Genomic DNA, 25,741 nt, shown 5'->3' on the forward strand with positions numbered 1-25,741 from the left:
CAAGCAATAACCGTCAATAATGACGGGGATATGCATGTGTTACTCATGCACTGGCTTTTAACACACTGTTGAGTTCTCAAGAAACGGACGCGTACATCTTCGCTCAAGTCTCTCGACTTTCGCTCGGAGGCGTGCCTCGCGTTTTCCTAAAATTTACCGAGCTGTTCGGCATCCGTCAAATCCAAGGGATTTACTGGGTACCACTCAGACTTGCTTAGGATGGTGCACCCCGGTTGTCCCAGGGCAACCCTCGTAACTTACCGTGTCATCCAGAGCCTGTCGAATCAACCGATTTTCCGGTGATCTCAAGCGCGCCAGACGACGACCCAGGCTCCGAGCGCGCCGAAGCGGCTCCGCCAAGTGGCTCGTCATTTCAAAGGGCTTGCGCAGGGGCCCGTCCGCCGTGATCGGCGTCCGGCTCACTCCCGGCGCGAACTGAAAGACTAGGTCGCGATCGGCGACACGTCAAATCGCCTCGCCAGAGGGCGTGTCACGGCCATCCCGCCGAATGGCGGACACCCAGTGGCGGGCACCCCACATCCCCCGCCCTCGACCCCGCCCAGCGACACAACCGGCCTGCCTTCACTGGCGTCACAGTTCCAGGGTTGCGCGGGCGATCGCCTCGTTGCATCGGGCCAGCAGGCTCCGCAGCTGCTCCCGCTCCTCCGCACTGAACTCGCTCGCGATCGCCCGTTCGATCACTGTGGCCCGCTCGTCCGCCGCCGTCAGCGCCGCGTGCCCGGCCTCGGTCAGCCGGGTCTCCAGAACGTTGCGGTGCCACGGGTGCGATGAGCGTTCGACGAAGCCGCGTTCCTCCAGGTTCTTGAGGACGACGGTCATGGCCTGGGGTGTGACCAGGCACGCTCTCGCCAGCGCCGCGCCCGAGATGCCGGGGTTGCCGACCAGCGCGAGCAGCGTCGCGTACTGGGGAACGGTCAGTCCCGCCGGCCGGACGGCGGCCTGCTTGGCCGCGATCAGGGTCTGCTCCGCGCGCTTGATGTCCAGACCGAGGCGTTCGTCTACAGGCATCCCCATGGCAGGAATAGTACAACATTGATAGGTATCAAAGCTTTGATAACCTCGTACGTATCTACGCTTTGGAGGAGAGACGTGATCATTCCCGACAGCCACTTGGACCTGCTGGAGCGCCCGCTGTTCGCCCACCTGGCGACGATCGGGGCCGACGGGGCGCCCAACGTGAACCCGGTCTGGACGATCTGGGATGGGGAGTACTTGCGCTTCACGACCACCACGGATCGCATGAAGTACCGAAATGTCGTGCAACATCCGCAGATAGCGGTCTCTATCAACGATCCTGAGCAGCCGTACCGCTACCTGGAGATCCGTGGCGTGGTCGAACGGGTGGACCCCGACCCCTCGGGTGACTTCTTCGACGTGCTGGCCAATCGGTACGGGCTGGAATACGAGCGGCCGGTTGGGGATGCCGAGCGGCGGGTGGTGATTGTTATGAAGCCGACACGCGTCACTCGGCAATGACCGCGTCGGTCCCGGCGACGCCATCCCCGGGTGTCTCTCAGGTGCCGTAAGGGTTCTCTTCTCAAGGGGCGCTGTCCGTAGGTGCTCGGCGCGGATGAGGGGATGGCTGGTGGGCTCGGCACAGGGGCACGGGGAGGGGGCGCACTGCTGTCTTGGACGTGCCCGGCGGGCCGCGGTTGCCAGGAAGGCGCCGTGCTTGAAGCGCTGCACGGCTGCTGTGTGAGCGGCAGGCGTTGCTCAACGCAGATAGCCGTACGGGTGGATCCGGTGCCGATGCTCGGGCGGGCGGTTTTGGCGTGGATGGCCGGGCTGGAGAACGCCGACGTGGACGGCTCGGGTGGATGAATCCGGCGCGGAGGCCGGACGGGGAAACCCGACTCGGACGGCCGAGCGGGGTGGACCCGGCCCAGGCAGCCGGACGGAAGAACCAGCACGCGGACGGCCAGCGGAGCGGCCTGACGGAGACGGCTGAGCGGGTGGTTCCGATGCGGATGGCCGCACGGGTGGGTTCGATGCGGACGGCCGGGCGGGAGAACCCCGGCGCGGGCGGCCGGACGGAAGAGCCTCCACGCAGGCGGGTCGGATCGGTTCTGGGGTGAGACGTTCGTGGGACCGTGATCGCGCAAGGGCCGGCTGGGTGTCCCGGCCGGGCTCCCCCGCAGTCCTGCATAAGGGGCGAACGCGAATAATCCCAACCTTCACCCGCGTATCCTGCCCCGGTGACCACTGCCGCCACGCTCGCTCCCCCCGCCCGCCCCGCCAAACGCCCCCGTACAGGCGCCACCCCGTGGTGGATGTCCGTGGTCGCCGGCATCGCGGCATTCACGGGTACGGGGTCCGCCACCCTGAACGGCGACGAACTGGCCACCATCAGCGCCGCCTCCCGTTCGCTGTCCGGGATGTGGGAGCTGGCGCGGCACATCGACGGTCACTTCCTCCCGTACTACCTGTTCATGCACTTGTGGGTGAAGGCGGGCACGGCGGAGCTGTGGTTGCGGCTGCCGTCGGCGGTGGGGATCGGCGTGGCCGCCTGGTTTCTCGTCGATCTGGGGCGGCGGCTGCACAGCACGCGAGCAGGGGTGATCGCGGCCGCCATCTTCGCGATACTGCCCTCGGTGTCCTACTTCGGGGCCTTCGCCAGGTCGTACGCGTTCGCCGCGGCCGCGGTGGTGTTCTCGTTCTGGGCGCTGCATCGGGCCGTGGAGCGCTCCGAGGCCAGGCGGTGGGTGGTGTACGGGGTCGCGGTGGCCCTCGTGTGCTCCACCCACCTGTTCGCCGTACTGGTGCTGCCCGCCCACCTGCTGCTGGCACGGCGGGCCTGGGTGGTGCCGATGCTGGCGGCCATGGCCGTCGGGAGCGTGCCCGCCGCGGTGCTGGGGCTGGTGGGGTTCGGGGAGCGGCACGCGATCAGCTGGATCCCGCAGCGTGGGCCGGAGGTGTGGCTCAAATTCCCGAAGATGGCGGCGGGTGCGACCGGGCTGGGCGTGATGTTGTTCGTCTTGGCGCTGGCCGGTGCGGTGCTGCTGTGGAGGACCTCGCGGGGGGACGCGCAACCGGTGGCAGTGCGCGGGAGCGCGGACCCAAGAGCGTCGCGCGGGGACGCGGAACCGTTTACGCCGCACGGGAGCGCGGAATCGGTGGCGCCGGGTGAAGGCGCGGGACCGGTGGTGGGCAGGGTGTGGGTGTTCGCGCTGGTGGGATGGCTGGTGTTGCCCCCGGTGCTGCTGCTCGCCGTGTCGCAGCTCGTGACGCCCGTCTACGTGGATCGGTACCTGTTCGTGACCGCCCCCGCGCTGGCGCTGCTGGCCGGGCTCGCCGTGGCGGCGCTCCCCCGGTTCCAGGTGGTGGCCGCGGTCGTGGTGGTGCTGCTCGGGTGCGCGCTGTCCGTCCAGGAGCACATCACGGTACGTGAGGAGAACGGACGTTTCGAGAACATCCCCTGGGCCCTGCGCGTGATCAAGGCCGAACCCGACGACGCGATCGTGTACGGCCAGAGCCAGCTCCGCACCGGATTCGAGTACTACGCGGACTCCTTGATGCCCGTCGATGTGCTCAAGAGCGGTGAGGAGCCCTCGTCCGACGGGTTCGGGTACCCGGAACGGGCCGACGCGGCGGCGGCGCTGGACGGGCGCGAGCGGGTGTGGGTGGTGTGGCGCGGGAGCAAGCAGTCGGGCCTCGACGGCGACGCGGTTCCGCGGGTCGGCGAAGTGGTGAAGGCGGGGTTCAAGCTGAGCCTGGCCAAGCACTCGGCCGAGCTGCCGGGGCTGACGGTGGCGCTGTTCGTCCGGCGATGATCGGATGACGGTGATCGGATGACGGTGATCGGATGACGGTGATCGGATGACGGTGATCGGATGACGGTGATCGGATGACGGTGATCGGATGACGCGAAAGCGAGCCCTTCCCCCAACAAGAAAGCGGGCCCTCCCCAGCAAGAAAGCGGGCCCTTCCCCGACGAACAGGGAAGGGCCCGCTTCGGTGTACGGAGGTCAGCCGACCTCGACCCCGCCGATCGACTTCTTGCCGCGCCGGAGCACCATGAACCGCCCGTGCAGCAGGTCCTCCGAACCCGGCACGTACGCCTCGTCGGTGATCTTGACGTTGTTGAGGTACGCCCCGCCCTCCTTCACCGCCCGCCTGGCCGCCGACTTCGACTCCACCAGGCCGCTGTCGGCCAGGAGGTCCACGAACGGCGCCCCGACCTCCGGGATCACGGCCTTCGGCACTTCGGCCAGCGCCGCACCCAGCGTGGAGGCGGGCAGGTCTTCCAGCGCGCCCTGGCCGAAGAGCGCCTTCGAGGCCGCCACGACCGCGTCGAGCTCCTGCTTGCCGTGGAGCAGCTCGGTGAGGTCCTCGGCGAGCGTCCGCTGCGCCTCGCGGGCGAAGGGGCGCTCGGCGACGGCCTTCTCCAGGGCCTCGATCTCCTCGCGGCTCTTGAACGTGAAGACCTTGAGGTAGTGGATCACGTCACGGTCGTCGGAGTTGAGGAAGTACTGGTAGAAGGCGTACGGCGAGGTCATCTCCGGGTCGAGCCAGAGGGCGCCGCCCGCCGTCTTGCCGAACTTGGTGCCGTCGGCCTTCGTGATCAGCGGCAGGGTGAGCGCGTGGACGTGCGCGCCCTCGATGCGGCGGACCAGGTCGGCGCCGGCCGTGATGTTGCCCCACTGGTCGCTGCCGCCGATCTGCAGCGTGCAGTCGTAGCGGCGGAACAGCTCCAGGTAGTCGTTGGCCTGCAGGATCTGGTAGCTGAACTCGGTGTAGCTCAGCCCCTCCCCCTGCAGGCGCGCGGAGACGGACTCCCTGGCGAGCATGCGGTTGACCGGGAAGTGCTTGCCGATGTCGCGCAGGAAGCCGATGGCGCTCAGCTCGCCGGTCCAGTCGAGGTTGCTGACCATGCGGGCGGCGTTCGGCTGGACGTCGAAGTCGAGGAAACGCCCGACCTGTCCGCGCAGGCGCTCCACCCATTCCGCCACGACCTCGGCGGCGTTGAGCGAGCGCTCGCTGTTGCGCCCGCTCGGGTCGCCGATCAGGCCGGTGGCGCCGCCGACCAGGCCGATCGGGCGGTGCCCGGCGAGCTGGAGGCGGCGCAGCGTGAGCAGCGGCACGAAGTGGCCGACGTGCAAGGAGGGGGCGGTGGGGTCAAAACCGGAATAGACCGTGATCGGGCCCTTGGCCATGGACGCGCGCAGGGCGTCGAGGTCGGTGGACTGAGCGATAAGCCCTCGCCACGCGAGGTCATCGAGAATGTCGGTCACGGGTGCCGGCTTTCCGTTGAGACGTTGGACATGTTGGACGTTAGGTATGACAAGCGTGCCCGATCGCGTGGGCGAACCGCCACTTGGATACGCTCTGTCTCCATGTGGAGGGTCCGTCGCGAGCTGGCCGTTTTCAAGATTTTAGGGGCTCTGGCGTGTGCTGGGCTCGCCGTCTACTGGTGGGCCTCCGGAGATGTCCGCGGCGTGATCCTGGCCGTCCCGGCAACCGTGCTGGTCGGAGCGATGGGGCTGCGTGATCTGATCGCCCCCGTACGGCTGGCGGCCGACCAGAGCGGCATCACCGTGGTGCACGGGTTCGCGGGCAGGCGGCACGTGCCATGGGAGGCGATCCGGGACATCAAGGTCGACGTGGGCAGGCGCTGGGGGCGGCGGAGCGAGATCCTGGAGATCGACACCGGCGACCACCTGCACATCTTCAGCCGTCACGACTTGGACGCCCCTCCGACCGAGGTGGCCGCGGCGTTGCGGCGGCGGGGTACGTGAGCGCGGTAGGGCGACACGGTCGGGTCGCCGTCGATCCAGAACCGCCACGGCGTGTCCTTGGCGGTCGAGATGCCGGTACGCGGACCTGAGCTGACCGACTCCACCCCCGCCGGGATGCCTTCCAGGACCGCCGCGGCCCCATGGGGCACGCCGGTCAACCGGCGGCCGGAGGCGATGGGCGCCGGCGCGATCGCGTCGAGGCCGTTGTGCTCGCGCAGCAGGCCGAGGACCACGGCCAGTCTGGCCGGGCCGCGCGCGAGGTCCCGGTCGGGGATCGCCCTGCCGTTGCCGGAGCGCCGGGCGCGGGCCTCGTCGATGCCCGCCACCACCTCGCCGGCCCGCAGCAGCACGGCCGAGCCGAAGCCTTCCGGCAGGCACACCAGGTTCGCGCAGAAGTGCATGCCGTACGTGAAGTACACGTACAGGTGCCCCGGCGGGCCGAACATCACGGCGTTGCGCGGCGTCCTGCCCCGGTAGGTGTGCGCCGCCGGGTCCTCACCGGGGCCGCCGTACGCCTCGACCTCGGTCAGGCGCACGGCGACCGGGCCGTGCGCGAGCACGCGCCCGAGCAGCTCGGGCGCCACCTCGTGCGACGGCCGGTCGAAGAACCCCCGCGGCAGCGCGGCGGAGCTCAGCTCCCCGCTGCCCATGCCGCCTGCGTGTCGACCGCCTCCCGCAGCGAGACGAGCTGGTCGCGGACGCGGTCGGGCGCGGTGCCGCCGTGGGCCTTGCGCGCGGCCAGGGCGCCGGGCACGTTGAGCACGTCGCGCACGTCGGGCGTCAGGTGCGCGGACACCTTGACCAGCTCCTCGTCGGTGAGGTCGCCGAGGTCCTTGTCGTTGACCTGGCACCACACCACCAGGTGGCCGACCGCCTCGTGGGCCTCGCGGAAGGGGACCCCGCGGCGTACGAGCAGCTCGGCCAGGTCGGTGGCCAGCGCGAACCCGTCGGGCGCCGAGGACTCCATGCGGGCGGTGTTGACCCGCATGGTCGCGACCAGACCGGCCACCGCGGGCAGGACCAGCAGCAGCGTGTCGACGGCGTCGAAGACGGGCTCCTTGTCCTCCTGCAGGTCGCGGTTGTAGGTCAGCGGCAGGCCCTTGAGCGTGGTCAGCAGCGACATCAGGTTGCCGATCAGGCGGCCGGACTTGCCGCGGGCCAGCTCGGCGACGTCGGGGTTCTTCTTCTGGGGCATGATCGACGAGCCGGTGGAGTAGGCGTCGTCCATCTCGATCCAGCGGAACTCCTGCGAGGCCCACAGGACGATCTCCTCGCCCAGCCGCGACAGGTGCACGCCGATCATGGCCGCGTCGAACAGGAACTCCGCCGCGAAGTCACGGTCGGAGACGGCGTCCATCGAGTTGGGCGCGGCGGCCGCGAAGCCGAGCTCCTCGGCCACGGCCTGCGGGTCGAGCGGCAGCGACGAGCCCGCCAGCGCGCCGGCTCCGAGCGGGGAGATCGCGGCGCGCTTGTCCCAGTCGGTGAGCCGGTCGATGTCGCGGGCGAAGGCGTGCACGTGGGCCAGGAGCTGGTGGCCGAACGACACCGGCTGCGCGTGCTGCAGGTGTGTCATGCCGGGTGCGGCCGTCTCGGCGTGCTGCTCTGCCTGGGCCATGAGCGCCGTCTCCAGCTCGACCAAGCGGGAGACGATCGTGCGGGCGTGATCGCGCAGATAGAGGCGCAGGTCGGTGGCGATCTGGTCGTTGCGCGAGCGCCCCGCGCGGAGCTTGCCGCCCAGCGAGCCGAGCCGCTCCAGCAGGCCGCGCTCCAGCGCCGTGTGCACGTCCTCGTCGGCGACCGTCGGCCGGAACTCGCCCGCCTTGCAGGCCCGCTCCAGGTCGTCGAGCGCGTCGATCATGCGCTCGAGCTCCTCGTCGCTCAGCAGCTCCGCCCGGTGCAGCACGCGGGCGTGCGCCCTGGACGCGGCCAGGTCGTACGGCACGAGCCGCCAGTCGAAGTGCACGCTCACCGACAGCCGGGCCAGCGCGTCGGACGGGCCGCTCTCGAAGCGACCGCCCCACAGCCGCATCGGCTTGCCATCACTCACCGTTATCTCCTTCGTGTCCCCCGCGACCATAGTGCAAGTCACCCCTTCTTGGCGTCTCGTGCGGCGGCGATCTTGGTGCGGCCCGAGACAGTGGCCGGCCCGCCGTACAGGATCATGCGGATCTCGGCTCGGCGGCGCGCTAGGCGCGCCGGTCGGCCACCTTCAGCAGCGCGTCCGCGACGGCCTGGCCGCCGGCTGGGTCGCGGCTGATGACGAGAATCGTGTCGTCTCCGGCGACGGTGCCGAGGATCGACTCCCAGTCGGCGTGGTCGATGGCGGAGGCCAGGAACTGGGCCGCGCCCGGCGGAGTGCGTACGATGATCAAGTTGGCCGACGCCTCGGCGCCGACCAGCAGCTCCTCCGCGATGCGGTGCAGCCGCGCGGCCGGGCTCTCGCCGGTGCCCAGCCGGGTGAGCGGGATCCGGGCCCCGCCCTCGCCGGGCAGGGCGTAGACCAGGGATCCGTCGTCGGCGCGCAGCTTGAGCGCGCCGAGCTCGTCGAGGTCACGCGAGAGCGTGGCCTGGGTGACCTCGACGCCGCTCTCGGCCAGCAGCTTGGCCAGCTCCGGCTGGGAGCGCACGGGCTGCCGCATCAGCAGATCGGTGATCTTCGCCTGCCGCGCCGCCTTGGTCATCGGAATCGTCATGAGCCCTCCGGCCTCATGACGTCATTGCTGTGCTTATCGGTGCCCTCGCTCCGCGAGGGCACCCGTGACACCAGCCAGTGGAGGAGCGCCTTCTGGGCGTGCAGCCGGTTCTCCGCCTGGTCCCACACGACGCTCCTCGGGCCTTCGAGGACCTCGTCGGTGATCTCGTAGTCGCGGTAGGCGGGCAGGCAGTGCAGCACGATCGCGTCGGGTGCGGCGTGCTCGAGCAGCTCGGAGTTCACCTGGTACGGCATGAGCGCGGCGACCCGCTCCTCCTTGCCGTCCTGGCCCATCGACACCCACGTGTCGGTGGCGATCACGTGCGTGCCCTGGGTGGCGGCCACCGGGTCGGACAGCGCTATCACCGAGCCGCCCGTCGTGGCGGCGATGGCGGCGGCCTGGTCGAGGATGACCGCGTCGGGCTGGTAGGCGGCCGGGGCCGCGATCCGTACGTGCATGCCGGCGGTGGCCCCGCCGAGCAGGTAGGAGTGGGCCATGTTGTTGGCGCCGTCGCCCAGGTAGGTGAGCGTGACCCCGGCGGTCCGGCCCAGCCTCTCCTGAACGGTCTGCAGGTCGGCCAGGATCTGGCAGGGGTGGAACTCGTCGGTGAGCGCGTTGACGACCGGCACCCGGGAGTGCGCGGCCATCTCCTCGATGAGCTCCTGCCCGGTGGTGCGCCACACGATGGCGGAGACCTGCCGGTCGAGCACCCGGGCGATGTCGGCGGTGGGCTCGCCGCGGCCCATGAGGACCGAGACGTTGTCCACGACCAGCGGCAGGCCGCCGAGCTCGCCGATGCCGGTGTGGAAGGAGACGCGGGTGCGGGCCGACGGCTTGTCGAACAGGACCGCGACCGTCTGCGGGCCCTCGAACGGGCGGTAGCCGAAGCGGTCCTTCTTCATGGCCGCGGCGAGGTCGAGCACCTCCGCCTGCTCGGCGGGCGTGAGGTCGTCGTCGCGCAGGAAGTGTCTGATTTGCGCCGAGTCCGCGCCGTGTCGCACGGTCACTTGGCCGCCTCCGTGAGGATCGCCGGGTACGCGGCCACGAGCGTGTCGATCTCCTGCGCCGTGACCACCAGCGGCGGCGCGAGGCGCACGGCGTCCGGCTGGAGGGCGTTGACCAGGAAGCCGGCACCCTGGGCGGCCTTCTGGACCTCGGCCGCGCGCGGCTCGGTCAGCACGGTGGCCAGCCAGAGGCCGCGCCCGCGCACGCCCTTCAGCAGCGGGTGCCGGACCGACTCCAGGCCGGAGCGCAGCCGCGCGGAGGCCGACTTGACGTGGTCGAGGTCGAGGTTGCCGAGCACGGCCAGGGCCGCGGCGCACGCGACCGGGTTGCCGCCGAACGTCGAGCCGTGGTCGCCCTTGGCGAACAGCTTGCCCGCGTCGCCGAACCCGATGCACGCGCCGATCGGCAGCCCGCCGCCCAGACCCTTGGCCAGGGTCAGGATGTCGGGCGTGACGCCGTCGGCCTGGTGCGCGAACCAGTGGCCGGTGCGGCCGATCGCGGACTGGATCTCGTCGGCGACCAGGAGGGCGCCGGTGGAGTCGCAGATCTCGCGGGCCGCCTCGAAGTAGCCCTCGGGCGGCGGCACGACGCCGGCCTCGCCCTGGGTGGGCTCCAGGAAGACCGCGATGCAGTCGCCGGTCACGGCCTCCTTGAGCGCATCGGCGTCGCCGTACGGGACGAAGCGCACGTCGACGGGGAACGGGCCGAACTGGTCGCGGATCGACGGCTTGCCGGTCAGCGACAGCGCGCCGATCGTGCGGCCGTGGAAGCCGTTCTCGGCGGCCACGAAGTAGGAGCGGCCCTCGCGCCTGCCGTACTTGAGGGCGAGCTTGTAGGCGGCCTCGTTCGCCTCGGTGCCCGAGTTGGCGAAGAAGACCTTGCCCGGGGCGTTCAGCAGGGTGAGGAGCTTCTCGGCGAGCAGCACCTCGGGCTCGTGCAGGAACAGGTTGCTGGTGTGCGCGATCGTGGCGACCTGCTTGGAGACGGCCTCGACCAGGGCGGGGTGGGCGTGACCGAGCGAGCTGGTCGCGATGCCGCCGATGAAGTCGAGGTATTCGTTGCCGTCCACGTCCCAGACGCGAGTGCCCTCGCCTCGTGCCAGCGCCACCGGCGGCACGCCGTAGTTGGGCATGAAGGCCGTCTCGAACCTTTTGTACAGGTTCATGCGGCCGACTCCGTCGTCCGCATGAACCTAAGGCTGCTGTACTTATCGATTCGCTCGCTCATCCGGGCATCACCATCGTTCCGATTCCCTCATTGGTGAATATCTCAAGCAGCAGTGAGTGCGGCACGCGCCCGTCGAGCACGTGGGCCTGCGGGACGCCGCCCTGGACCGCGGTCAGGCAGGCCTCCATCTTGGGGACCATGCCGCTGGACAGCGTCGGCATCAGCGTCTCCAGCTCGCCGGCGCTGAGCTGGTCGATCACGTCGGTGTCGTCGGGCCAGTTGGCGTACAGGCCCTCGACGTCGGTGAGGACGATCAGTTTCTGCGCCTCGAGCGCCACGGCCAGCGCGGCCGCGGCAGTGTCGGCGTTCACGTTGTAGATCTCCCCGTCGTCCCCGCGCGCCACGCTGGAGACGATCGGAATGCGGCCGTTGTCGATCAGAGCCCCCACCGCGCCCGGATCGACCTTGATGATCTCGCCGACCTGGCCGATGTCCACGGGCTCGCCGTCCACGATCGCGTGCTTGCGCACGGCCGTGAACAGGTGGGCGTCCTCGCCGGACATGCCGACGGCGAACGGGCCGTGCCGGTTGACCAGGCCCACGATGTCGCGGTTGACCTGGCCGACCAGGACCATCCTGACGACCTCCATGGCCTCCGGCGTGGTGACCCGCAGCCCGGCGGTGAACGTGGACTCGATGCCCAGCCTGGCGAGCGCGCTGCTGATCTGCGGCCCGCCGCCGTGCACGACGACCGGGCGCAGGCCCGCGTGCTGCAGGAAGACGACGTCCTCGGCGAAGCCGGACTTGAGCGACTCGTCGGTCATGGCGTTGCCGCCGTACTTGATGACGACGGTCGCGCCGTGGAAGCGGGTGAGCCAGGGCAGCGCCTCGATCAACGACTCGGCCTTGGCCTGCGCGCTGAGGGTCCTCATGAGGAGTACGCCGAGTTCTCGTGGACGTACTCGGCCGTCAGGTCCGTGGTGTGCACGGTCGCGGTGTGCGGGCCCGCCGACAGGTCGATCGTGATCGTCACGTCCCTGGGGCGCATGTCCACCTTGGAGCGGTCGTCGCCGACCGCGCCGCCGCGGCAGATCCAGATGCCGTTGATGGCCACGTTGAGGCGGTCGGGCTCGAACACCGCGTCGGTGGTGCCGACGGCGGCCAGGACGCGGCCCCAGTTGGGGTCCTCGCCGTGGATGGCGCACTTGAGCAGGTTGGAACGGGAGACCGTGCGGCCGACCTTGACCGCGTCGTCCTCCGAGTCGGCGCCGATGACCTCGATGGCGATGGCCTTGGAGGCGCCCTCGGCGTCGACCAGGAGCTGCCTGGCCAGGTCGGCGCAGACCTCGTGGACCTTCTGCCCGAACTCGGCGAGGTCCGGCTTGACCCCGGCGGCGCCGCTGGCCAGCAGGAGCACGGTGTCGTTGGTGGACATGCAGCCGTCGGTGTCGAGGCGGTCGAACGTCCTGGCCGTGGCCCCGCGCAGCGCGGCGTCGAGCTCCTCGCTGGTGAGGTCGGCGTCCGTGGTGATCACGCACAGCATCGTGGCCAGCGCGGGGGCGAGCATGCCCGCGCCCTTGGCCATGCCGCCGACCATGTAGCCGCTGCCGCGCCGGAAGGAGATCTTGGAGACGGTGTCCGTGGTGCGGATGGCGTCGGCGGCGGCCAGGCCGCCGTCGCGCGAGAGCTGGGTGGAGACGGTCTCGACACCGGTCAGCAGCGCGTCCATCGGCAGCCGCTCGCCGATCAGGCCGGTGGAGCAGACCGCGACCTCGCCCGCGGAGTCCTGGAGCACCTCGGCCACCTTCTCGGCGGTGGCGTGGGTGTCCTGGAAGCCCTCGGGGCCGGTGCAGGCGTTGGCGCCGCCGGAGTTGAGCACGACCGCGCGCAGCCGTCCGCCCGCCAGGACCTGCTGCGACCACAGCACGGGGGCGGCCTTCACGCGGTTGGCGGTGAAGACGCCCGCGGCGGCCCTGCTGGGCCCGTCGTTGACGACGAGGGCCAGGTCACGCGAGCCGCCGGACTTGATCCCGGCGGCGATGCCCGCGGCCCGAAAACCGAGTGGTGCGGTTACGCTCACGCCGCCTCCTTCGTCGGCAACGCAAGCGTAGGACGCCCGTGCCCATTGGTTCGTTCGCTGCGCTCTCTCACGGTGCGACTCCTGTCAGGGGAAGGCCGAACTCTTCGGGGAGGCCGAGTGCGAGGTTCACGCTCTGGACGGCGCCTCCGGCCGTGCCCTTGGTGAGATTGTCGATGGCGATGACGGCGACCACGCGGCCCGCGCGCTCGTCGAGCGTCACCTGCAGGGCGGCGGTGTTGGCGCCGTAGGTCATGGACGTGGCCGGCCACGTGCCCTCGGGCAGCAGCTTGACGAACGGCTCCGCCTTCAGCGCGGCCTCGTACGCCGTCCGCAGCGACTCCTTGGTGAGGCCGGGCGCGGCCGGAGCGGTGCAGGTGGCGAGGATGCCACGGCTCATGGGGGCCAGCGTCGGGGTGAACGAGACGCGGACCGAGGTCCCGGCCACGGCCGACAGGCCCTGCTCCATCTCGGGCGTGTGCCGGTGGACGCCGCCCACGCCGTACGCGCTGACCGAGCCCATGACCTCGCTGCCGAGCAGGTTGGGCTTGAGCGACTTGCCGGCGCCGCTGGTGCCGCTGGCGGCCACGACGACCACGTCCGGCTCGGCCAGGCCCGCGGCGAACGCGGGCGACAGGGCCAGCAGGACCGAGGTCGGGTAGCAGCCGGGGACCGCGATGCGCCTGGCCGTCTTGAGGATCTCCCGCTGGCCGGGCAGCTCGGGCAGCCCGTACGGCCAGGACCCGGCGTGCTCGCCGCCGTAGAACTCCTGCCAGGCGGCCGGGTCGGTGAGCCGGTGGTCGGCGCCGCAGTCGACGACGATCGTCTCCGCGTCGAGCTGGGCGGCGACGGCGGCCGAGTGGCCGTGCGGCAGGGCGAGGAAGACGACGTCATGCCCGGCCAGCGTGTCGGCGGCGGTGTCCTCGATGACCCGCTCGGCCAGCTGGGGCAGGTGCGGTTGGTGGGCGCCGAGGCGGCTGCCCGCGCTGGACGCCGCGGTGAGCGCGCCGATTTCGAATTCGGGGTGACCGAGGAGGAGGCGGAGCAGCTCTCCCCCCGCGTAGCCGCTGGCCCCCGCGACAGCTGCCCTCATTCAGCCCTCTCTTCTGTATATTCATGCATCATTGCTCATGACCTTACTGTGAAGATAATGCACTTCACGGGATGGACATGCAAGCTGGAGGCGTCCAGATGACCACATGGTGAGACGGGGAGTGTTCCCAGTCGGCTGCAGGTGAATGCCCAGCGGGGGCGGCGACGATGGGGCGCATGAGCGACTTCTTGCCCGATGTGCAGTTCGTTACCCCTGGCGGGAGAGACCCGGGGCGGCTGGGGCGGATCGTCCTCGTTCTGCTCTGGCTGACGGCGTGCCTGGCGCCGGCGGCGTTCGCGATCGGCGATCTGGAGCTGGCCGCGGGGCGGACCGGCACGCCGGGGACGCTGCGGGTGGCCTCGTGCGCGGCGCTGGGCCAGGGCCGGTACGACTGCCGGGGGATCTTCACGCCCGACTCCGGCGGCGCCGCCGTGGCCGTGGCCGCCTCACCGGACTCCGAGGCGGGCGAGGTGACGCGGGCCCGGCTCTCGCCGGAGGGCGACCGCGCGGTGCCGGCCGGGACGAAGGGGGTCCTGGCGGCCTTGACGTTGCCGGCGGTCGGGTTCGGGGGGCTGGGCTTCCTGCCGTACGTGATCATGTGCTGGGCGGGCGCGCGCAGGGGTCGGCGGGCCGCCGTGACCGGGGGGTTCCTGGTCACGGCGGCCGGAGCCACGCTGACGGTGATCGGGATGGCGGCCGCTTACTCCTGAAGGGTCATCGCAGGAAGGCGGCGGCCACGCCCGCGTCCACCGGGATGTGCAGGCCGGTGGTGTGGGTGAGGTCGTCGCCGGTGAGGGCGAAGACGGCGGCGGCCACGTGCTCGGGCAGGACCTCGCGCTTGAGCAGGGTCCGCTGGGCGTAGAACTCGCCGAGCTTCTCCTCCTCCACGCCGTAGACGGCTGCGCGGTTGGCGCCCCAGCCGGAGGCGAAGATGCCGGAGCCGCGCACCACGCCGTCCGGGTTGATCCCGTTGACGCGGATGCCGTGCGGGCCCAGCTCGGCCGCCAGCAGCCGGACCTGGTGCGCCTGGTCGGCCTTGGCCGCGCCGTAGGCGACGTTGTTCGGGCCGGCGAAGACGGCGTTCTTGGAGGAGATGTAGACGATGTCGCCGCCCAGCGCCTGGTCGATCAGGACCCGGGCGGTCTCGCGCGCCACCAGGAACGAGCCCCTGGCCATCACGTCGTGCTGCAGGTCCCAGTCGTCCAGGGTGGTCTCGAGCAGCGAGCGCGACAGCGACAGGCCGGCGTTGTTGACGACCAGGTCGACGCCGCCGAAGGCCAGCACGGCCGCGCTTACCGCCGCGGCGACCTGCTCCTCCGAGGTGACGTCCACGGCGACCGCCGCCGCCACGTCGGACACCCGGTACGCGGCCGCGCCGAGCTCGGCGGCGATCTTCTCCGCGGCGGCCACGTCGCGGTCGGCGACCACCACGCACGCGCCCTCGGCGGCCAGGCGGCGGGCGGTGGCCGCGCCGATGCCCGAGCCGCCGCCGGTCACCAGCGCGACGCGGGTGGCCAGGGGCTTCGCCTTGGGCATGCGGCGGAGCTTGGCCTCCTCCAGCTCCCAGTACTCGATGCGGAACTTCTCCGACTCGGGGATGGGGGCGTACGTGGAGACGGACTCGGCGCCGCGCATGACGTTGATGGCGTTGACGTAGAACTCGCCGGCCACGCGGGCGGTCTGCTTGTCCTTGCCGAACGAGAACATTCCGACGCCCGGCACCAGCACGATCGCCGGGTCCGCGCCGCGCATGGGCGGCGAGTCCGGGGTGGCGTTGCGGTCGTAGTAGGCGGTGTAGTCCGCGCGGTAGGCGGCGTGCAGCTCGCGCAGCCGTTCGATGGCCTGCTCCAGGGGCGCGTCCGGCGGCAGGTCGAGCACCAGCGGCGCGACCTTGGTCCGCAGGAAGTGGTCGGGGCAGGACGTGCCCAGGGCCGCCAGGCGCGGGTGCTCGGCGCGGGAGACGAAGTCCAGCACCTCGGGCGTGTCGGTGTAGTGGCCGACGACGCGGACGTCGGTGGAGGCCAGGCCGCGGAGGTGCGGGAACAGCGCGGCGGCCCGCGCGTGCCGCTCGGCCTCGGGCAGGGTCGCGTAGATCACCGAGCCGAACGGGTCGGGGCGGCCGTGCTCGGCCAGGTACGCCTCCGCGGTGCGGATGATCTCCAGCGAGCGCGACTCGCACTCCTGCGCCGTGGCGCCCCAGGCGGTGATGCCGTGGCCGCCGAGGATGCAGCCGATGGCCTGCGGGTTGGCCTCCTTGATGGCGGCGATGTCCAGGCCGAGCTGGAAGCCGGGCCGCCGCCACGGCACCCACACCACGCGGTCGCCGAAGACGCGCCCGGTCAGCTCCTCGCCGTCGGCGGCGGTCGCGAGCGCGATCCCGGCGTCGGGGTGCAGGTGGTCGACGTGCGCGGAGTCGACCAGGCCGTGCATGGCGGTGTCGATCGACGGCGCCGCCCCGCCCTTGCCGTGCAGGCAGTAGTCGAACGCGGCGACCATCTCGTCCTCGCGCTCCACGCCCGGGTAGACGTTCACGAGCGCGCGGAGCCGGTCGAGGCGGAGCACGGCGAGCCCGGACTCCTTCAGCGTGCCCAGGTCGCCGCCCGAGCCCTTGACCCAGAGGAGTTCGACGTCCTCACCGGTGACCGGGTCGGGCGCCGCGCCCTTGGCCGAGGTGTTGCCGCCCGCGTAGTTGGTGTTGCGCGGGTCGGCGCCCAGCCGGTGAGAGCGTTCCAGCAGTTCCTTGACGACTTCCATGGTTGGTCAGGCCCCCCAGCCGGCCTGGGTGCCGCCGACACGCTCGGCGGCGATCTTCTCGAAATATCCGGACTTGGCGTACGCGGTCATCGGGTCGGGCGCCAGCCCCGACTCCTCCCGCAGCTCGGCGAGCAGCGGCCGCACGTCGGTGTTGTAGGCGTCCATGAACACGGCGTTCGCGCCCAGCACGTCGCCCTCGGACTGGGCGGCGGCCAGCGCCTCCCGGTCGACCAGCAGCGCCTTGGCGGTGGCCTCCTGGACGTTCATGACCGAGCGGATCTGGCCCGGGATCTTGGGCTCGATGTTGTGGCACTGGTCGAGCATGAACGCCACCCCGGTCGCGGGGTCGAGCCCGCCGCCGCGTACGACCTCGAACATGATGCGGAACAGCTGGAACGGGTCCGCCGCCCCCACCATCAGGTCGTCGTCGGCGTAGAAGCGCGAGTTGAAGTCGAACCCGCCGAGCTTGCCCTCGCGCAGCAGGAACGCCACGATGAACTCGATGTTGGTGCCCGGCGCGTGGTGGCCGGTGTCGACCACGACCTGCGCCTTGGGGCCGAGCTTGACGCAGTGGGCGTACGCGGTGCCCCAGTCGGGCACGTCGGTGGCGTAGAAGGCGGGCTCGAACAGCTTGTACTCCAGCAGGAAGCGCTGGCCCTCGCCGAGCCGCCCGTACACCTCGGCCAGTGACTCGGCCAGGCGGTCCTGGCGGGCCCTGATGTCGTCCTGGCCCGGGTAGTTGATGCCGTCCGAGAACCACAGCTTGAGCGTGTCGGAGCCGGTGGCGTCCATGATGTCCACGCACTCGAGCAGGTGGTCGGTGGCCTTGCGGCGCACCCGCGCGTCCGGGTTGGTGACGCTGCCCAGCATGTAGTCGTCGTCCTGGAAGACGTTGGAGTTGATGGCTCCGATGCCCACGCCCAGCTCGCGGGCGTGCCTGGCCAGGTCGGCGTAGTCGTCCACCTTGTCCCACGGGATGTGCAGGGCGACCGTGGGGGCGATGCCGGTGTAGGCGTGCACCTGGGCGGCGTCGGCGAGCTTCTCGTACGGGTCGCGCGGCACCCCCTTCTGTGCGAACACCTTGAACCGCGTGCCGCTGTTGCCGTAGGCCCAGGACGGCGTCTCGATGTGCTGGGCCCGCAGCGCGGCCTTGATGTCAGTCATTACTCCCCGATCAATCCAGGTGGAACACTTCGTCCAGCGGGTGCATGCCCTCGTCGGGCCGCCCGTCGAGACTCTCGAAGAACGGCGCCATCTCGGCCTGCCAGCGGGCGTTGACCTCGGTCTCGGCCATGGCCTTCCTGGCCGCCTCGAAGTCCTCGGTCTCCAGGTAGCCCACGAGGAGGCCGTCGTCTTTGAGGAAGAGCGAGTAGTTGTGCCAGCCGGTACGCGCGAGCGCCTCTCGCATCTCCGGCCAGACGTCTCGGTGGCGTTCGCGGTACTCCGCCAGCCGCTCTGGGCGGACTTTCAGCAGGAAGCAGACGCGTTGCACTGACACTCCCTTCAAAACGTTTTAATCCTTCGTGCAGGAAACTACGATTCCTGCTGCTCGCTGTCAATGCACCTGGGCCAGGGACCGTGCAGGGTGATCGCGCGGTCACGGTGACACGTTTTAATCCCCGGCCCAGGCGGAGTCGGGGTCAGGTGGGGAGTTTGTCGCCGACGAGGGCCAGATTCTGGATGGCGGCCAGGCCGTACAGGGCCGTGGTGTTGGTGGAGACCCAGGCCGCCTCGTCCGTCGGGTTGAGGGTCGTCGTGACCTTCTCCGACTTCCACGGCAGGTCGGGCGCGTAGCCGTCCCCCGTGGCGAACTCCGTCCACGCCCGCGTCGCGAGGTCGTCGCGCCGCAGCCGGACCGCCGCGTACGCCGTGAGCCGGGAGTGCCCCTGCTTGAGGATGAGGTTGCCGAAGTTCGCGCCCGTCTCGGCGGCCTGCTCGGCCTTGGTGGCGTTGAACAGGCGGCAGTACTGGAGCCAGGCCCGCTCGAACTCCGGCATGTCGACCAGGTCGATGAGCTCGGCGCAGATCTCGACCTGGCCGAACATCGCCGACAGGTGCGACACCGCGACCTTCTTGGCGGCCGGGGCGAACTCGCCGGTGCCGAGGTTGTAGAGGCCCTCGCCCGTGACGAAGCCGTTGGGCATGGCGGCGATGGTCCGCATGGTGGCCTTGAGCTTCTTCTCGGCCACCGGGTCCCCGCCACGCTCCCACTCGGTCAGCCAGGCGGCGGCCAGGCCGCTCCAGTCGGTGCCCAGCCCGATCGCGAGGGCCGAGGGGTCCGGCGTGTACGGCTCCGTGCGGATCTTGCGGAGCGGGTCGATGGCCAGGAACGTCTTGTCGGAGTCCACCAGCGCCCGCATGAGGTCGCCGGTGCGCTCGTCGGCGGTCAGGAAGTAGAAGATGCGCCGGTAGACCGCGGTCGAGATGCGCTGCTGCTTGGCGCTGCACCCCCAGTGCTGCACGTTGTGCCGGCTGCCGAGCCCGGCCCAGGGCCCGAGGTGGTAGACGTCCACCTCGCCGGTGTGCCGGGTCATCGCCTCGGCGAAGCGGAACACGTCGGCGCGGCCCGAGCGCAGGTACGCGTACCAGAGCCACAGGTCGGGCGAGAGCTCCGAGTTGTCCCAGGCGTAACCGCCGACGTCGTAGCGCCACACGTGCCGGTCCTCGTCGAACGTGTGCATGATGTCGCCGTAGTCCCAGAACCCGTACCAGTGCCGCTGCTCGACCTGCTTCGTGTAGTAGTCGAAGAGGAAGTCGAGGTGGTCCTCGATGGTCTTCCTGCCGGGCGTCGACCGGTCGACCGGGCTGAACAGGCCGCCGAACACCTTGGCGGCGGCCAGGTGCGCGGGCGGCGCGACGATCAGGGGCGGCGTGCGTACGGCGTCGGCCATCGCCCCGAGCCGGGCGGCGTCCGGGGTGGCGGCCAGCGCCCAGAACGTCAGCTCGCTGGTCCGCGCGATCCCGAGCGGCGTGCCGAAGCCGGGCTCGTAGTCCTCGTACGTGATGTTGAGGCCCTCGATCTGCTCCGGGTAGGTGTCCTGGCCCATGCCGTCGTGGTAGAAGCGGGTGTCCATCGGCCCGGCCTCCGGCGACCAGAGCCAGAGGGTGACCTCGGCCTCCTCCGTGGCGGCCCCGCGGATGTCGAGCTGGGTGGGGTGCCGCTGCCAGAAGTCCCGCAGGCCGAACGCGAACCCGCCGCTCGGCCCGCCCACGTACCCGAGCCCCGAGGCCCGCCGGCCCTGGTCGACGGCGACCCAGCCGTACCCCTTCTTGGTGCGCTTCTTGAGCGTGAAGCCCTCGGCGGAGAGCTGGGCGAGCGTGTAGTCGCCCCAGTCGGGGATGAGCTGGACGCGGCTGCTGACGCGGGTGTCCCAGGTGGCGATGTCCGGCAGCCGCTGCCCGGCCACCTGCGCCTTCCGCACGGCCGCGCCGGGGTCGCGGCGCAGCCCCGTGATGCCCTTGACGGCCTCGGTGAGCAGGCCGTGCCCGTCGCCGACGAAGCGGATGTGCCGGTTGTACGGCTCGTCCCGCATCGGGACGCGGAAGCGCACGCCGAGCCCGGCGACGAAGTCGTGCTGCCCGTCGCGGTCGAACACGAACGTGTGCGTCATCCGCACGCTCTCCGCGCCCGCGTAGAAGTAGAGCCGGATCGTGAACGGCAGCCACGACCGGCCCTTCTTGGAGGTGTGGCGGCCCTCGATCCGCACGACCGCGCGCACCGGGCCGGCCTGCTCGACCTCCACCTTCGAGATGTCGCTCAGGTAGGAGTCGACCTCGACCGTGCGGTCGTCATCGTCGTCGATCTTGCTCTGGCGGAGGTTGACGAGCTGCCCCTTGCGGGCGATCTCCGTCTCGCCGCGCCAGATCTGGCTGATCAGCTCGCTGCCGCTCTTGCGGACGCGGGCGCGGATCACGCCGGTGTCCACGTCCACGTACTGCTTCTCGTCCTTGACGGTGACCGGCCTGGCGGGCGCGGCGACTGTGGCCGCAACTGGGCCGGGCCGCAGCGTGTACGTCTCGGCCGCGGCCGCCTCGGGGCCGATCGCGTGGGCCGTCCACTTCAGCGACCCGTCCGGCCAGTACGCCAGCGGCCACGTCTGCACCGGCACGGCGGCCCCGCCGTCCGCGGTGAGCGCGAACGCCTGCTCCTTGGCCACCGCGCCCTTCGGCCACGGAACGCCCCAGGTGGTGCCGGGCGCCTCGGCGGGCCTGTCCTCCAGCCAGCGCAGGGGGACGTCGGGGACGGCCAGCGCGGCCAGCGCGGGCGACTCCAGGGCCGAGGCCAGCGGGACGGCGGCGCCGGCGACGGCTAACCCCTTCAGGGCGTCGCGGCGTGAGATCTGCTCGGACACAGTGCACCTCCAGGCGGGAAGGGGCGCGCGCCCCTTCGGGGGGGTTGATCGGTGGTACCGCTCCCAGGGGAAGCGCTTTCCAGAGCCGCACGCCGGGGCGCCCGCGGGCCTCCGCACCGGGACGCCCGCGAGCGCCCGGCGTCAGGCGATGATCACGCGGACGTCGCCCGCCGCCACCGTGACCGGGTCGCCGCCGGGCGGGGTCACGACCGCGTCCTCGCCCGTGTGGTTGACGGCGAACAGGTAGGAGCGGCCGTCGGCATGCGAGCGCCGTACGACCTCCACCCCGGCGGGGGCGGCGGCGACGGGCTCGACGCCCGCCTCCGTCGTGACGGCGGCGATGACATCGGCCAGGCCGTCGTCGTCGAGCCGGGTGGTGAGGTAGTGCGCGAACCCGTCGCCCCACTCGTTGCGGGTCCAGGCGGGCTCCCCGGTGGCGTACGCGTCGAGGACCTTCGCGCCGGTGACGTGCGCCACCTCGCTCCAGGCGGTCCCCGACGCGCCCGAGGCCAGCGGGATCGGCCCGTCGAGCGGGAAGAACTCCTCCACGCTCACCCCGAGCAGGTCGCGCCACGCCCCGGGGTAGCCCCCGAGCCGCACCCGGTCGTGCTCGTCCACGATCCCGCTGTACGGGCCCACGAGCGCGACCCCGCCCCGCTCCACGAACCGCGCGAGGTTGGCCGCCCCCGCGTCACTCACCAGGTAGAGCGCGGGCACCAGCACCAGGCGGTAGCCGGTCAGGTCGCCCTCGGGGTGGGCCAGGTCGCAGGTGACGCCGGCCCGCCAGAGCGCGGCGTGCCAGCGCTTGGCCTCCTCCACCGGGTCCATGTCCACGGAGGGCTGGGCGGGGTGGTCCTGGGCCCAGACGCTGGAGTGGTCGATGAGGATCGCGACGTCGGCGCTGACGGTGCTGCCCGCCACATCGGCGAGCCCGGCCAGCTCGGCGCCGAGCGCGGTCATCTCCCGCCAGATCTTGGTCCCGGTGCCCGCGTGCGGCAGCATCGCCGAGTGCCACTTCTCGGCGCCGGCGCGCGAGGCCCGCCACTGGAAGTACATGATCCCGTCCGCTCCCCTGGCCAGGTGGGTCAGGGAGTTGCGGCGCAGCTCGCCGGGGGCCTTGGCGCGGTTGCGCGACTGCCAGTTGACCGCGCTGGTCGAGTGCTCCATCAGCAGCCAGGGCCGCCCGCCGTTGAGCGAGCGGGCGTAGTCGGCGGCGAAGGCCAGATCGATGTGCGGCTCCGCGCGGGCGCCGATCAGGTAGTGGTCGGTGGAGACGACGTCCATCTCGGCGGCGAAGGCCCAGCAGTCCATGTCCCAGTGCGCGCCCGCCATCAGGTTGGTGGTCGCGGGCACGTCCGGGGTGATCTTCCTGAGCAGGTCGCGCTCGGCGGTGTAGAGCTCGATGAGCGCGTCGGAGCTGAAGCGGCGGAAGTCGAGCTGCTGGCCGGGGTTGGGGAAGGTGGGGGTGGCGCGCGGCGGCAGGATCTGGGCCCAGTCGCCGTAGCGCTGGGACCAGAACGCGGTGCCCCACGCGTCGTTGAGCGCGTCGAGCGAGGCGTAGTGAGAGCGCAGCCAGGCGCGGAAGGCCGCCGCCGAGGTGTCGCAGAAGCAGCGCGCGTTGTGGCAGCCGTACTCGTTGTGCACGTGCCACAGGGCCAGCGCCGGGTGGTCCCGGTAGCGCGTGGCCACCTGCTCGGCGATGCGCAGCGCCTTCTCGCGGTAGATCGGCGAGCTGGGGCAGAAGCCCTGCCTGCTGCCGTACGTCAGCCGCCGCCCGTCGGCGTCGACCGGCAGCGCCTCCGGGTAGGTGTCCCCGAACCAGGGCGGCGGGGCGGCGGTCGGCGTGGACAGGTTGGCCTTGATCCCGTTCGTGGCCAGCAGGTCCATAACGCGGTCGAACCAGCCGAAGTCGAACACTCCCTCGGCCGGCTCCAGCAGCGACCAGGAGAAGATGCCGACGCTGACCCGGTTGACGCCGGCCTCGCGCATCAGCGCGACGTCCTGCTCCCACGTCTCCTCGGGCCACTGCTCTGGATTCCAGTCCCCGCCATAGGCGATGACGTCCGGCATGAAACCTGCCTTTCGCAAGTCTGTTAGCGCTCACAGCGTGTTACGTCAGCGTTTACGGGGGATTAAAACGTTCCTCAAGCGCGTCGCACAAGGCCCGGCTCGCCCCCGACGACGGGTTCGTGCTGATCAACCGGGGTGATTGCGCAGGCAGGCCGGTCAGATCCGGATGTGACCCGTGATGCTGGTGTTATCTGAACGTTATGAATAGCGGGGAAAACAGCCCCTGTGCGCGTCTCGATACAAACGTTTTACTAGATGCGCGACGCAACTTCCCCCACACCAGACGCGGAAACGCGGTTCCACCGGTGCCGCGACTGGCGCCCCACTCGTTAGTACGTTTTAATTGGTCCCCATGGCCATGGTCAGCATCAAGGACGTCGCAGCCCACGCCGGCGTGTCCCCGGGCACGGTCTCCAACGTACTGAACCGGCCCGGAAAAGTCGCACCCGCGACCCGGGAGCGGGTGGAGGCGGCGATCAACGAGCTGGGGTTCGTCCGGCACGGCTCGGCCTCGACGCTGCGCGCCGGGCACAGCAGGACGATCGGCCTGAGCGTGATCGACATCGGCAACCCGTTCTTCACCGAGGTCGCGGCCGGGGTCGAGGACGTGGCCAGCGAGCTCGGCTACGCGGTGATCCTGGGCAACTCGGCGGGCTCGCAGGACAAGGAGGACCGCAACCTGCGGGTGCTGGCCGAGCACCGGGTGCGCGGCGTGCTGATCACCCCCTCCGGCGAGGACCCCGGCCGGCTCGACCGGCTGCGCGAGCGCGGCATCAGCGTCGTCCTGGTCGACCACCCGGCGCACCGGCCCGACCAGTGCGCGGTGGCCGTGGACGACGTCGCGGGCGGCCGGGCCGCGGTCGCCCACCTGCTGGCCAGGGGCGCGCGCCGCGTCGTCTACGTGACGGGCCCGATGACGATCAGGCAGTGCGTGGAGCGCTGGGAGGGCGCGAAGGCCGCGATGCGGGCCGCCGGGCTCGACCCCGAAGACCTGAAGGTGACCGAGGCCGCCACGATGACGGCCCGCGCGGGCGAGAAGGCCGCCGCCGACCTGATCGAGGGCGACCTGCCCGAGGCCGTGTTCTGCGCCAACGACCTGCTCGCGCTCGGCGTGCTGCGCGCGCTGCTGCGGGCGGGCGTGCGGGTGCCTGAGGACGTGGCGCTGATGGGCTACGACGACATCGACTTCGCCGCTGCCTCCACCGTGTCGCTCAGCTCGATGCGGCAGCCCACCTACCAGCTCGGCCGGATCGCCACCGAGCTGCTGCTGGACGAGTGCGACAACCCGGACACGCACGCGCACCAGCACATCATGTTCCAGCCGGAGCTCGTCGCCAGGGAGTCCACACAATGAGCCGCCGTTTCGCCGCCGTCGACCTCGGGGCCTCCAGCGGCCGGGTGATGCTGGCCGACCTCTCCGACGGGCTGGAGCTGACCGAGGTCCGCCGCTTCCCCAACGAGCCGGTGACCGAGGCGGGCCGCCTCCACTGGGACATCACCGGCCTGTATTCGGAGATCATCGCCGGCCTGCGCGAGGCGGGCCCGGTGTCGTCCATCGGCGTCGACTCGTGGGCGGTCGACTACGGGCTGCTCGACGAGTCGTACCGGCTGATGGGCAACCCGGTGCACTATCGCGACGACCGCACGCGGGGGGTGGCCGCGCGGGTGGCCGAGTCGGTCGGGGCGGAGACGCTGTACGACGTGTCCGGGCTGCAGGTGCTGCCGTTCAACACGATCTACCAGCTGCTCGCCGACCCGCTCGACGGGGCGGTGACGATGCTGCTGATCCCCGACCTGATCGGCTACTGGCTCACCGGCGAGGTGGGCGCGGAGGTGACCAACGCCTCGACGACGGGGCTGCTCGACGTGCGCACCAGGTCGTGGGCGTTCCCCCTGATCAAGCAGCTCGGGCTGCCGGCCGGGCTGTTCCCGCCGCTGCGGCAGCCCGGCGAGACGGTCGGCGGGCTGCGGCGGCACGTGGCCGACGTGATCGGCTGGTCGGCGCCCGTCACGGCGGTCGGCTCGCACGACACCGCCTCGGCCGTGGCCGCCGTGCCCGCCTCCGGGCCGGCGTTCGCCTACATCTCGTGCGGCACCTGGTCGCTGGCCGGGGTGGAGCTGCCCGAGCCCATCGTGACGCCCGAGAGCCGGGCCGCGAACTTCACCAACGAGGCCGGCATCGACGGCACCGTCCGCTATCTGCGCAACGTCATGGGGCTGTGGCTGCTGCAGGAGTGCCTGCGGGCCTGGCCCGGCTCCGACCTGGGCGAGCTGCTGAGGGCGGCGGCGGGCGAGCGGCCGTTCGCGGCCGTGGTCAACCCGGACGAGCCGGCGTTCCTGCCGCCGGGCGACATGCCGGCCAGGATCGCCGCCGAGTGCCGCCGCACGGAGCAGGAGCCCCCGTCGTCCCCGGCCGCGTACGTGCGATGCGTGCTGGAGAGCCTGGCGCTCGGGCACCGGCTGGCCGTGCGGCAGGCGATGGAGCTGTCCGGGCGCGACGTCGAGGTCGTCCACCTGGTGGGCGGCGGGTCGCGCAACGAGCTGCTGTGCCAGCTCACCGCCGACGCCTGCGGGCTGCCGGTGGTGGCCGGGCCCGCGGAGGCGACCGCGTTGGGCAACGTGCTCGTGCAGGCGCGGGCGGCGGGGCTCGTCTCGGACCTGGCGGAGATGCGCGCGCTGGTCGCCGCCTCCCAGCCGCTGCGCCGCTACGAGCCCTCCGGCGACCCCCAGGCGTGGGAGCGGGCCGCCGCACGTATCGCCTGAACCCTCCCGAC

At 71.1% G+C, this 25,741-nt stretch carries 22 protein-coding genes; 7 read left to right on the forward strand and 15 right to left on the reverse strand.

The window, feature by feature from the left end; translation table 11 throughout:
• Positions 1 to 591: 591 nt before the first annotated feature.
• Complete coding sequence (locus ABZS69_RS24105) at positions 592 to 1,035, reverse strand: MarR family transcriptional regulator (protein WP_355376413.1); 444 nt, start codon at positions 1,033 to 1,035, stop codon at positions 592 to 594.
• A 75-nt stretch (positions 1,036 to 1,110) separates the two neighbouring features.
• Here ABZS69_RS24105 and ABZS69_RS24110 point away from each other — a divergent pair, with 75 nt between their 5' ends.
• The 3 genes from ABZS69_RS24110 (at position 1,111) to ABZS69_RS24120 (ending at position 3,791) form a co-directional block, all read left to right on the forward strand.
• Entirely contained in the window at positions 1,111 to 1,497 is a 387-nt protein-coding gene (locus ABZS69_RS24110; protein WP_355376415.1) for a PPOX class F420-dependent oxidoreductase, read from the forward strand.
• Positions 1,498 to 1,689: 192 nt separating this feature from the next.
• On the forward strand, positions 1,690 to 1,842 hold the full coding sequence (locus ABZS69_RS24115) for a hypothetical protein (RefSeq protein ID WP_355376417.1): 153 nt from the start codon (positions 1,690 to 1,692) through the stop codon (positions 1,840 to 1,842).
• A gap of 374 nt (positions 1,843 to 2,216) precedes the next feature.
• Complete coding sequence (locus tag ABZS69_RS24120; protein WP_355376420.1) at positions 2,217 to 3,791, forward strand: glycosyltransferase family 39 protein; 1,575 nt, start codon at positions 2,217 to 2,219, stop codon at positions 3,789 to 3,791.
• A 195-nt stretch (positions 3,792 to 3,986) separates the two neighbouring features.
• On the opposite strand, the gene tyrS is transcribed toward ABZS69_RS24120, so the two are convergent.
• Positions 3,987 to 5,252, reverse strand: a complete 1,266-nt coding sequence (gene tyrS / locus ABZS69_RS24125) for a tyrosine--tRNA ligase (protein WP_355376423.1) — start codon at positions 5,250 to 5,252, stop codon at positions 3,987 to 3,989.
• Positions 5,253 to 5,456: 204 nt separating this feature from the next.
• Here tyrS and ABZS69_RS24130 point away from each other — a divergent pair, with 204 nt between their 5' ends.
• Positions 5,457 to 5,756, forward strand: coding sequence for a PH domain-containing protein (locus ABZS69_RS24130; protein ID WP_355376426.1), 300 nt, complete (start codon positions 5,457 to 5,459; stop codon positions 5,754 to 5,756).
• Here ABZS69_RS24130 and ABZS69_RS24135 read toward each other — a convergent pair.
• The 8 genes from ABZS69_RS24135 to argC all read right to left on the reverse strand — a co-directional run bounded on the left by ABZS69_RS24135 (position 5,696) and on the right by argC (position 13,791).
• On the reverse strand, positions 5,696 to 6,406 hold the full coding sequence (locus ABZS69_RS24135) for a DNA-3-methyladenine glycosylase (RefSeq protein ID WP_355376428.1): 711 nt from the start codon (positions 6,404 to 6,406) through the stop codon (positions 5,696 to 5,698). The two genes, ABZS69_RS24130 and ABZS69_RS24135, sit on opposite strands and share 61 nt — an antisense overlap.
• Complete coding sequence (gene argH, locus ABZS69_RS24140; RefSeq protein ID WP_355376430.1) at positions 6,388 to 7,833, reverse strand: argininosuccinate lyase; 1,446 nt, start codon at positions 7,831 to 7,833, stop codon at positions 6,388 to 6,390. The genes ABZS69_RS24135 and argH overlap by 19 nt, the downstream gene beginning before the upstream one ends.
• Before the next feature lie 109 nt (positions 7,834 to 7,942).
• Complete coding sequence (locus ABZS69_RS24145) at positions 7,943 to 8,449, reverse strand: arginine repressor (protein ID WP_355376432.1); 507 nt, start codon at positions 8,447 to 8,449, stop codon at positions 7,943 to 7,945.
• Positions 8,446 to 9,456: an ornithine carbamoyltransferase gene (gene argF / locus ABZS69_RS24150; RefSeq protein WP_355376433.1), complete on the reverse strand. Its 1,011-nt coding sequence runs from the start codon at positions 9,454 to 9,456 to the stop codon at positions 8,446 to 8,448. Before argF ends, ABZS69_RS24145 begins: the two co-directional genes overlap by 4 nt.
• The gene (locus ABZS69_RS24155) at positions 9,453 to 10,619 is read right to left on the reverse strand and encodes an acetylornithine transaminase (RefSeq protein WP_355376435.1); all 1,167 of its coding nucleotides are present in this window, start codon (positions 10,617 to 10,619) and stop codon (positions 9,453 to 9,455) included. Before ABZS69_RS24155 ends, argF begins: the two co-directional genes overlap by 4 nt.
• A 58-nt stretch (positions 10,620 to 10,677) precedes the next feature.
• A complete protein-coding gene (gene argB, locus ABZS69_RS24160; protein ID WP_355376436.1) occupies positions 10,678 to 11,553 on the reverse strand; it encodes an acetylglutamate kinase in 876 nt (291 codons plus the stop codon).
• Positions 11,550 to 12,701: a bifunctional glutamate N-acetyltransferase/amino-acid acetyltransferase ArgJ gene (argJ, locus tag ABZS69_RS24165; RefSeq protein WP_355376438.1), complete on the reverse strand. Its 1,152-nt coding sequence runs from the start codon at positions 12,699 to 12,701 to the stop codon at positions 11,550 to 11,552. Before argJ ends, argB begins: the two co-directional genes overlap by 4 nt.
• Before the next feature lie 67 nt (positions 12,702 to 12,768).
• On the reverse strand, positions 12,769 to 13,791 hold the full coding sequence (argC, locus tag ABZS69_RS24170) for an N-acetyl-gamma-glutamyl-phosphate reductase (RefSeq protein ID WP_355376440.1): 1,023 nt from the start codon (positions 13,789 to 13,791) through the stop codon (positions 12,769 to 12,771).
• A gap of 176 nt (positions 13,792 to 13,967) precedes the next feature.
• Between argC and ABZS69_RS24175 the strand changes: the two genes are divergently transcribed.
• On the forward strand, positions 13,968 to 14,501 hold the full coding sequence (locus ABZS69_RS24175) for a hypothetical protein (RefSeq protein ID WP_355376441.1): 534 nt from the start codon (positions 13,968 to 13,970) through the stop codon (positions 14,499 to 14,501).
• Between the two features lie 4 nt (positions 14,502 to 14,505).
• Here ABZS69_RS24175 and ABZS69_RS24180 read toward each other — a convergent pair whose 3' ends face one another.
• From ABZS69_RS24180 to ABZS69_RS24200, 5 genes are all read right to left on the reverse strand, one after another.
• Positions 14,506 to 16,545 carry a bifunctional aldolase/short-chain dehydrogenase gene (locus ABZS69_RS24180; protein WP_355376443.1) on the reverse strand — a complete coding sequence of 680 codons (2,040 nt, stop codon included), beginning with the start codon at positions 16,543 to 16,545 and terminating at the stop codon, positions 14,506 to 14,508.
• A 6-nt stretch (positions 16,546 to 16,551) separates the two neighbouring features.
• On the reverse strand, positions 16,552 to 17,709 hold the full coding sequence (gene rhaI / locus ABZS69_RS24185) for an L-rhamnose isomerase (RefSeq protein WP_355376445.1): 1,158 nt from the start codon (positions 17,707 to 17,709) through the stop codon (positions 16,552 to 16,554).
• A 10-nt stretch (positions 17,710 to 17,719) separates the two neighbouring features.
• Positions 17,720 to 18,037 carry an L-rhamnose mutarotase gene (locus ABZS69_RS24190; RefSeq protein WP_185077046.1) on the reverse strand — a complete coding sequence of 106 codons (318 nt, stop codon included), beginning with the start codon at positions 18,035 to 18,037 and terminating at the stop codon, positions 17,720 to 17,722.
• Positions 18,038 to 18,185: 148 nt separating this feature from the next.
• Positions 18,186 to 20,897, reverse strand: a complete 2,712-nt coding sequence (locus ABZS69_RS24195; protein ID WP_355376446.1) for a twin-arginine translocation signal domain-containing protein — start codon at positions 20,895 to 20,897, stop codon at positions 18,186 to 18,188.
• A 141-nt stretch (positions 20,898 to 21,038) separates the two neighbouring features.
• Complete coding sequence (locus tag ABZS69_RS24200) at positions 21,039 to 22,967, reverse strand: beta-galactosidase (RefSeq protein WP_355376448.1); 1,929 nt, start codon at positions 22,965 to 22,967, stop codon at positions 21,039 to 21,041.
• 352 nt (positions 22,968 to 23,319) lie between these two features.
• On the opposite strand from ABZS69_RS24200, the gene ABZS69_RS24205 reads away from it, so the two are divergent.
• Entirely contained in the window at positions 23,320 to 24,321 is a 1,002-nt protein-coding gene (locus ABZS69_RS24205; RefSeq protein WP_355376450.1) for a substrate-binding domain-containing protein, read from the forward strand.
• The gene (locus ABZS69_RS24210; protein ID WP_355376451.1) at positions 24,318 to 25,730 is read left to right on the forward strand and encodes a rhamnulokinase family protein; all 1,413 of its coding nucleotides are present in this window, start codon (positions 24,318 to 24,320) and stop codon (positions 25,728 to 25,730) included. The genes ABZS69_RS24205 and ABZS69_RS24210 overlap by 4 nt, the downstream gene beginning before the upstream one ends.
• The last annotated feature ends 11 nt before the right edge of the window (positions 25,731 to 25,741 follow it).

It is taken from the genome of Nonomuraea sp. NPDC005650, assembly GCF_040605375.1.
In the GTDB taxonomy this organism is placed as follows: Bacteria; Actinomycetota; Actinomycetes; order Streptosporangiales; family Streptosporangiaceae; genus Nonomuraea.

Excerpts from the sequence above, each read along its gene's own strand:
- ABZS69_RS24105 (WP_355376413.1), bottom strand. The coding sequence starts at position 1,035 with ATGGGGATGCCTGTAGACGAACGCCTCGGTCTGGACATCAAGCGCGCG.
- ABZS69_RS24180 (WP_355376443.1), bottom strand. The coding sequence starts at position 16,545 with ATGGAAGTCGTCAAGGAACTGCTGGAACGCTCTCACCGGCTGGGCGCC.
- argB (WP_355376436.1), bottom strand. The coding sequence starts at position 11,553 with ATGAGGACCCTCAGCGCGCAGGCCAAGGCCGAGTCGTTGATCGAGGCG.
- rhaI (WP_355376445.1), bottom strand. The coding sequence starts at position 17,709 with ATGACTGACATCAAGGCCGCGCTGCGGGCCCAGCACATCGAGACGCCG.
- argH (WP_355376430.1), bottom strand. The coding sequence starts at position 7,833 with ATGGTCGCGGGGGACACGAAGGAGATAACGGTGAGTGATGGCAAGCCG.
- ABZS69_RS24205 (WP_355376450.1), top strand. The coding sequence starts at position 23,320 with ATGGCCATGGTCAGCATCAAGGACGTCGCAGCCCACGCCGGCGTGTCC.
- ABZS69_RS24155 (WP_355376435.1), bottom strand. The coding sequence starts at position 10,619 with ATGAACCTGTACAAAAGGTTCGAGACGGCCTTCATGCCCAACTACGGC.
- ABZS69_RS24200 (WP_355376448.1), bottom strand. The coding sequence starts at position 22,967 with ATGCCGGACGTCATCGCCTATGGCGGGGACTGGAATCCAGAGCAGTGG.
- ABZS69_RS24175 (WP_355376441.1), top strand. The coding sequence starts at position 13,968 with ATGAGCGACTTCTTGCCCGATGTGCAGTTCGTTACCCCTGGCGGGAGA.
- argC (WP_355376440.1), bottom strand. The coding sequence starts at position 13,791 with ATGAGGGCAGCTGTCGCGGGGGCCAGCGGCTACGCGGGGGGAGAGCTG.
- ABZS69_RS24210 (WP_355376451.1), top strand. The coding sequence starts at position 24,318 with ATGAGCCGCCGTTTCGCCGCCGTCGACCTCGGGGCCTCCAGCGGCCGG.
- ABZS69_RS24145 (WP_355376432.1), bottom strand. The coding sequence starts at position 8,449 with ATGACGATTCCGATGACCAAGGCGGCGCGGCAGGCGAAGATCACCGAT.
- ABZS69_RS24135 (WP_355376428.1), bottom strand. The coding sequence starts at position 6,406 with ATGGGCAGCGGGGAGCTGAGCTCCGCCGCGCTGCCGCGGGGGTTCTTC.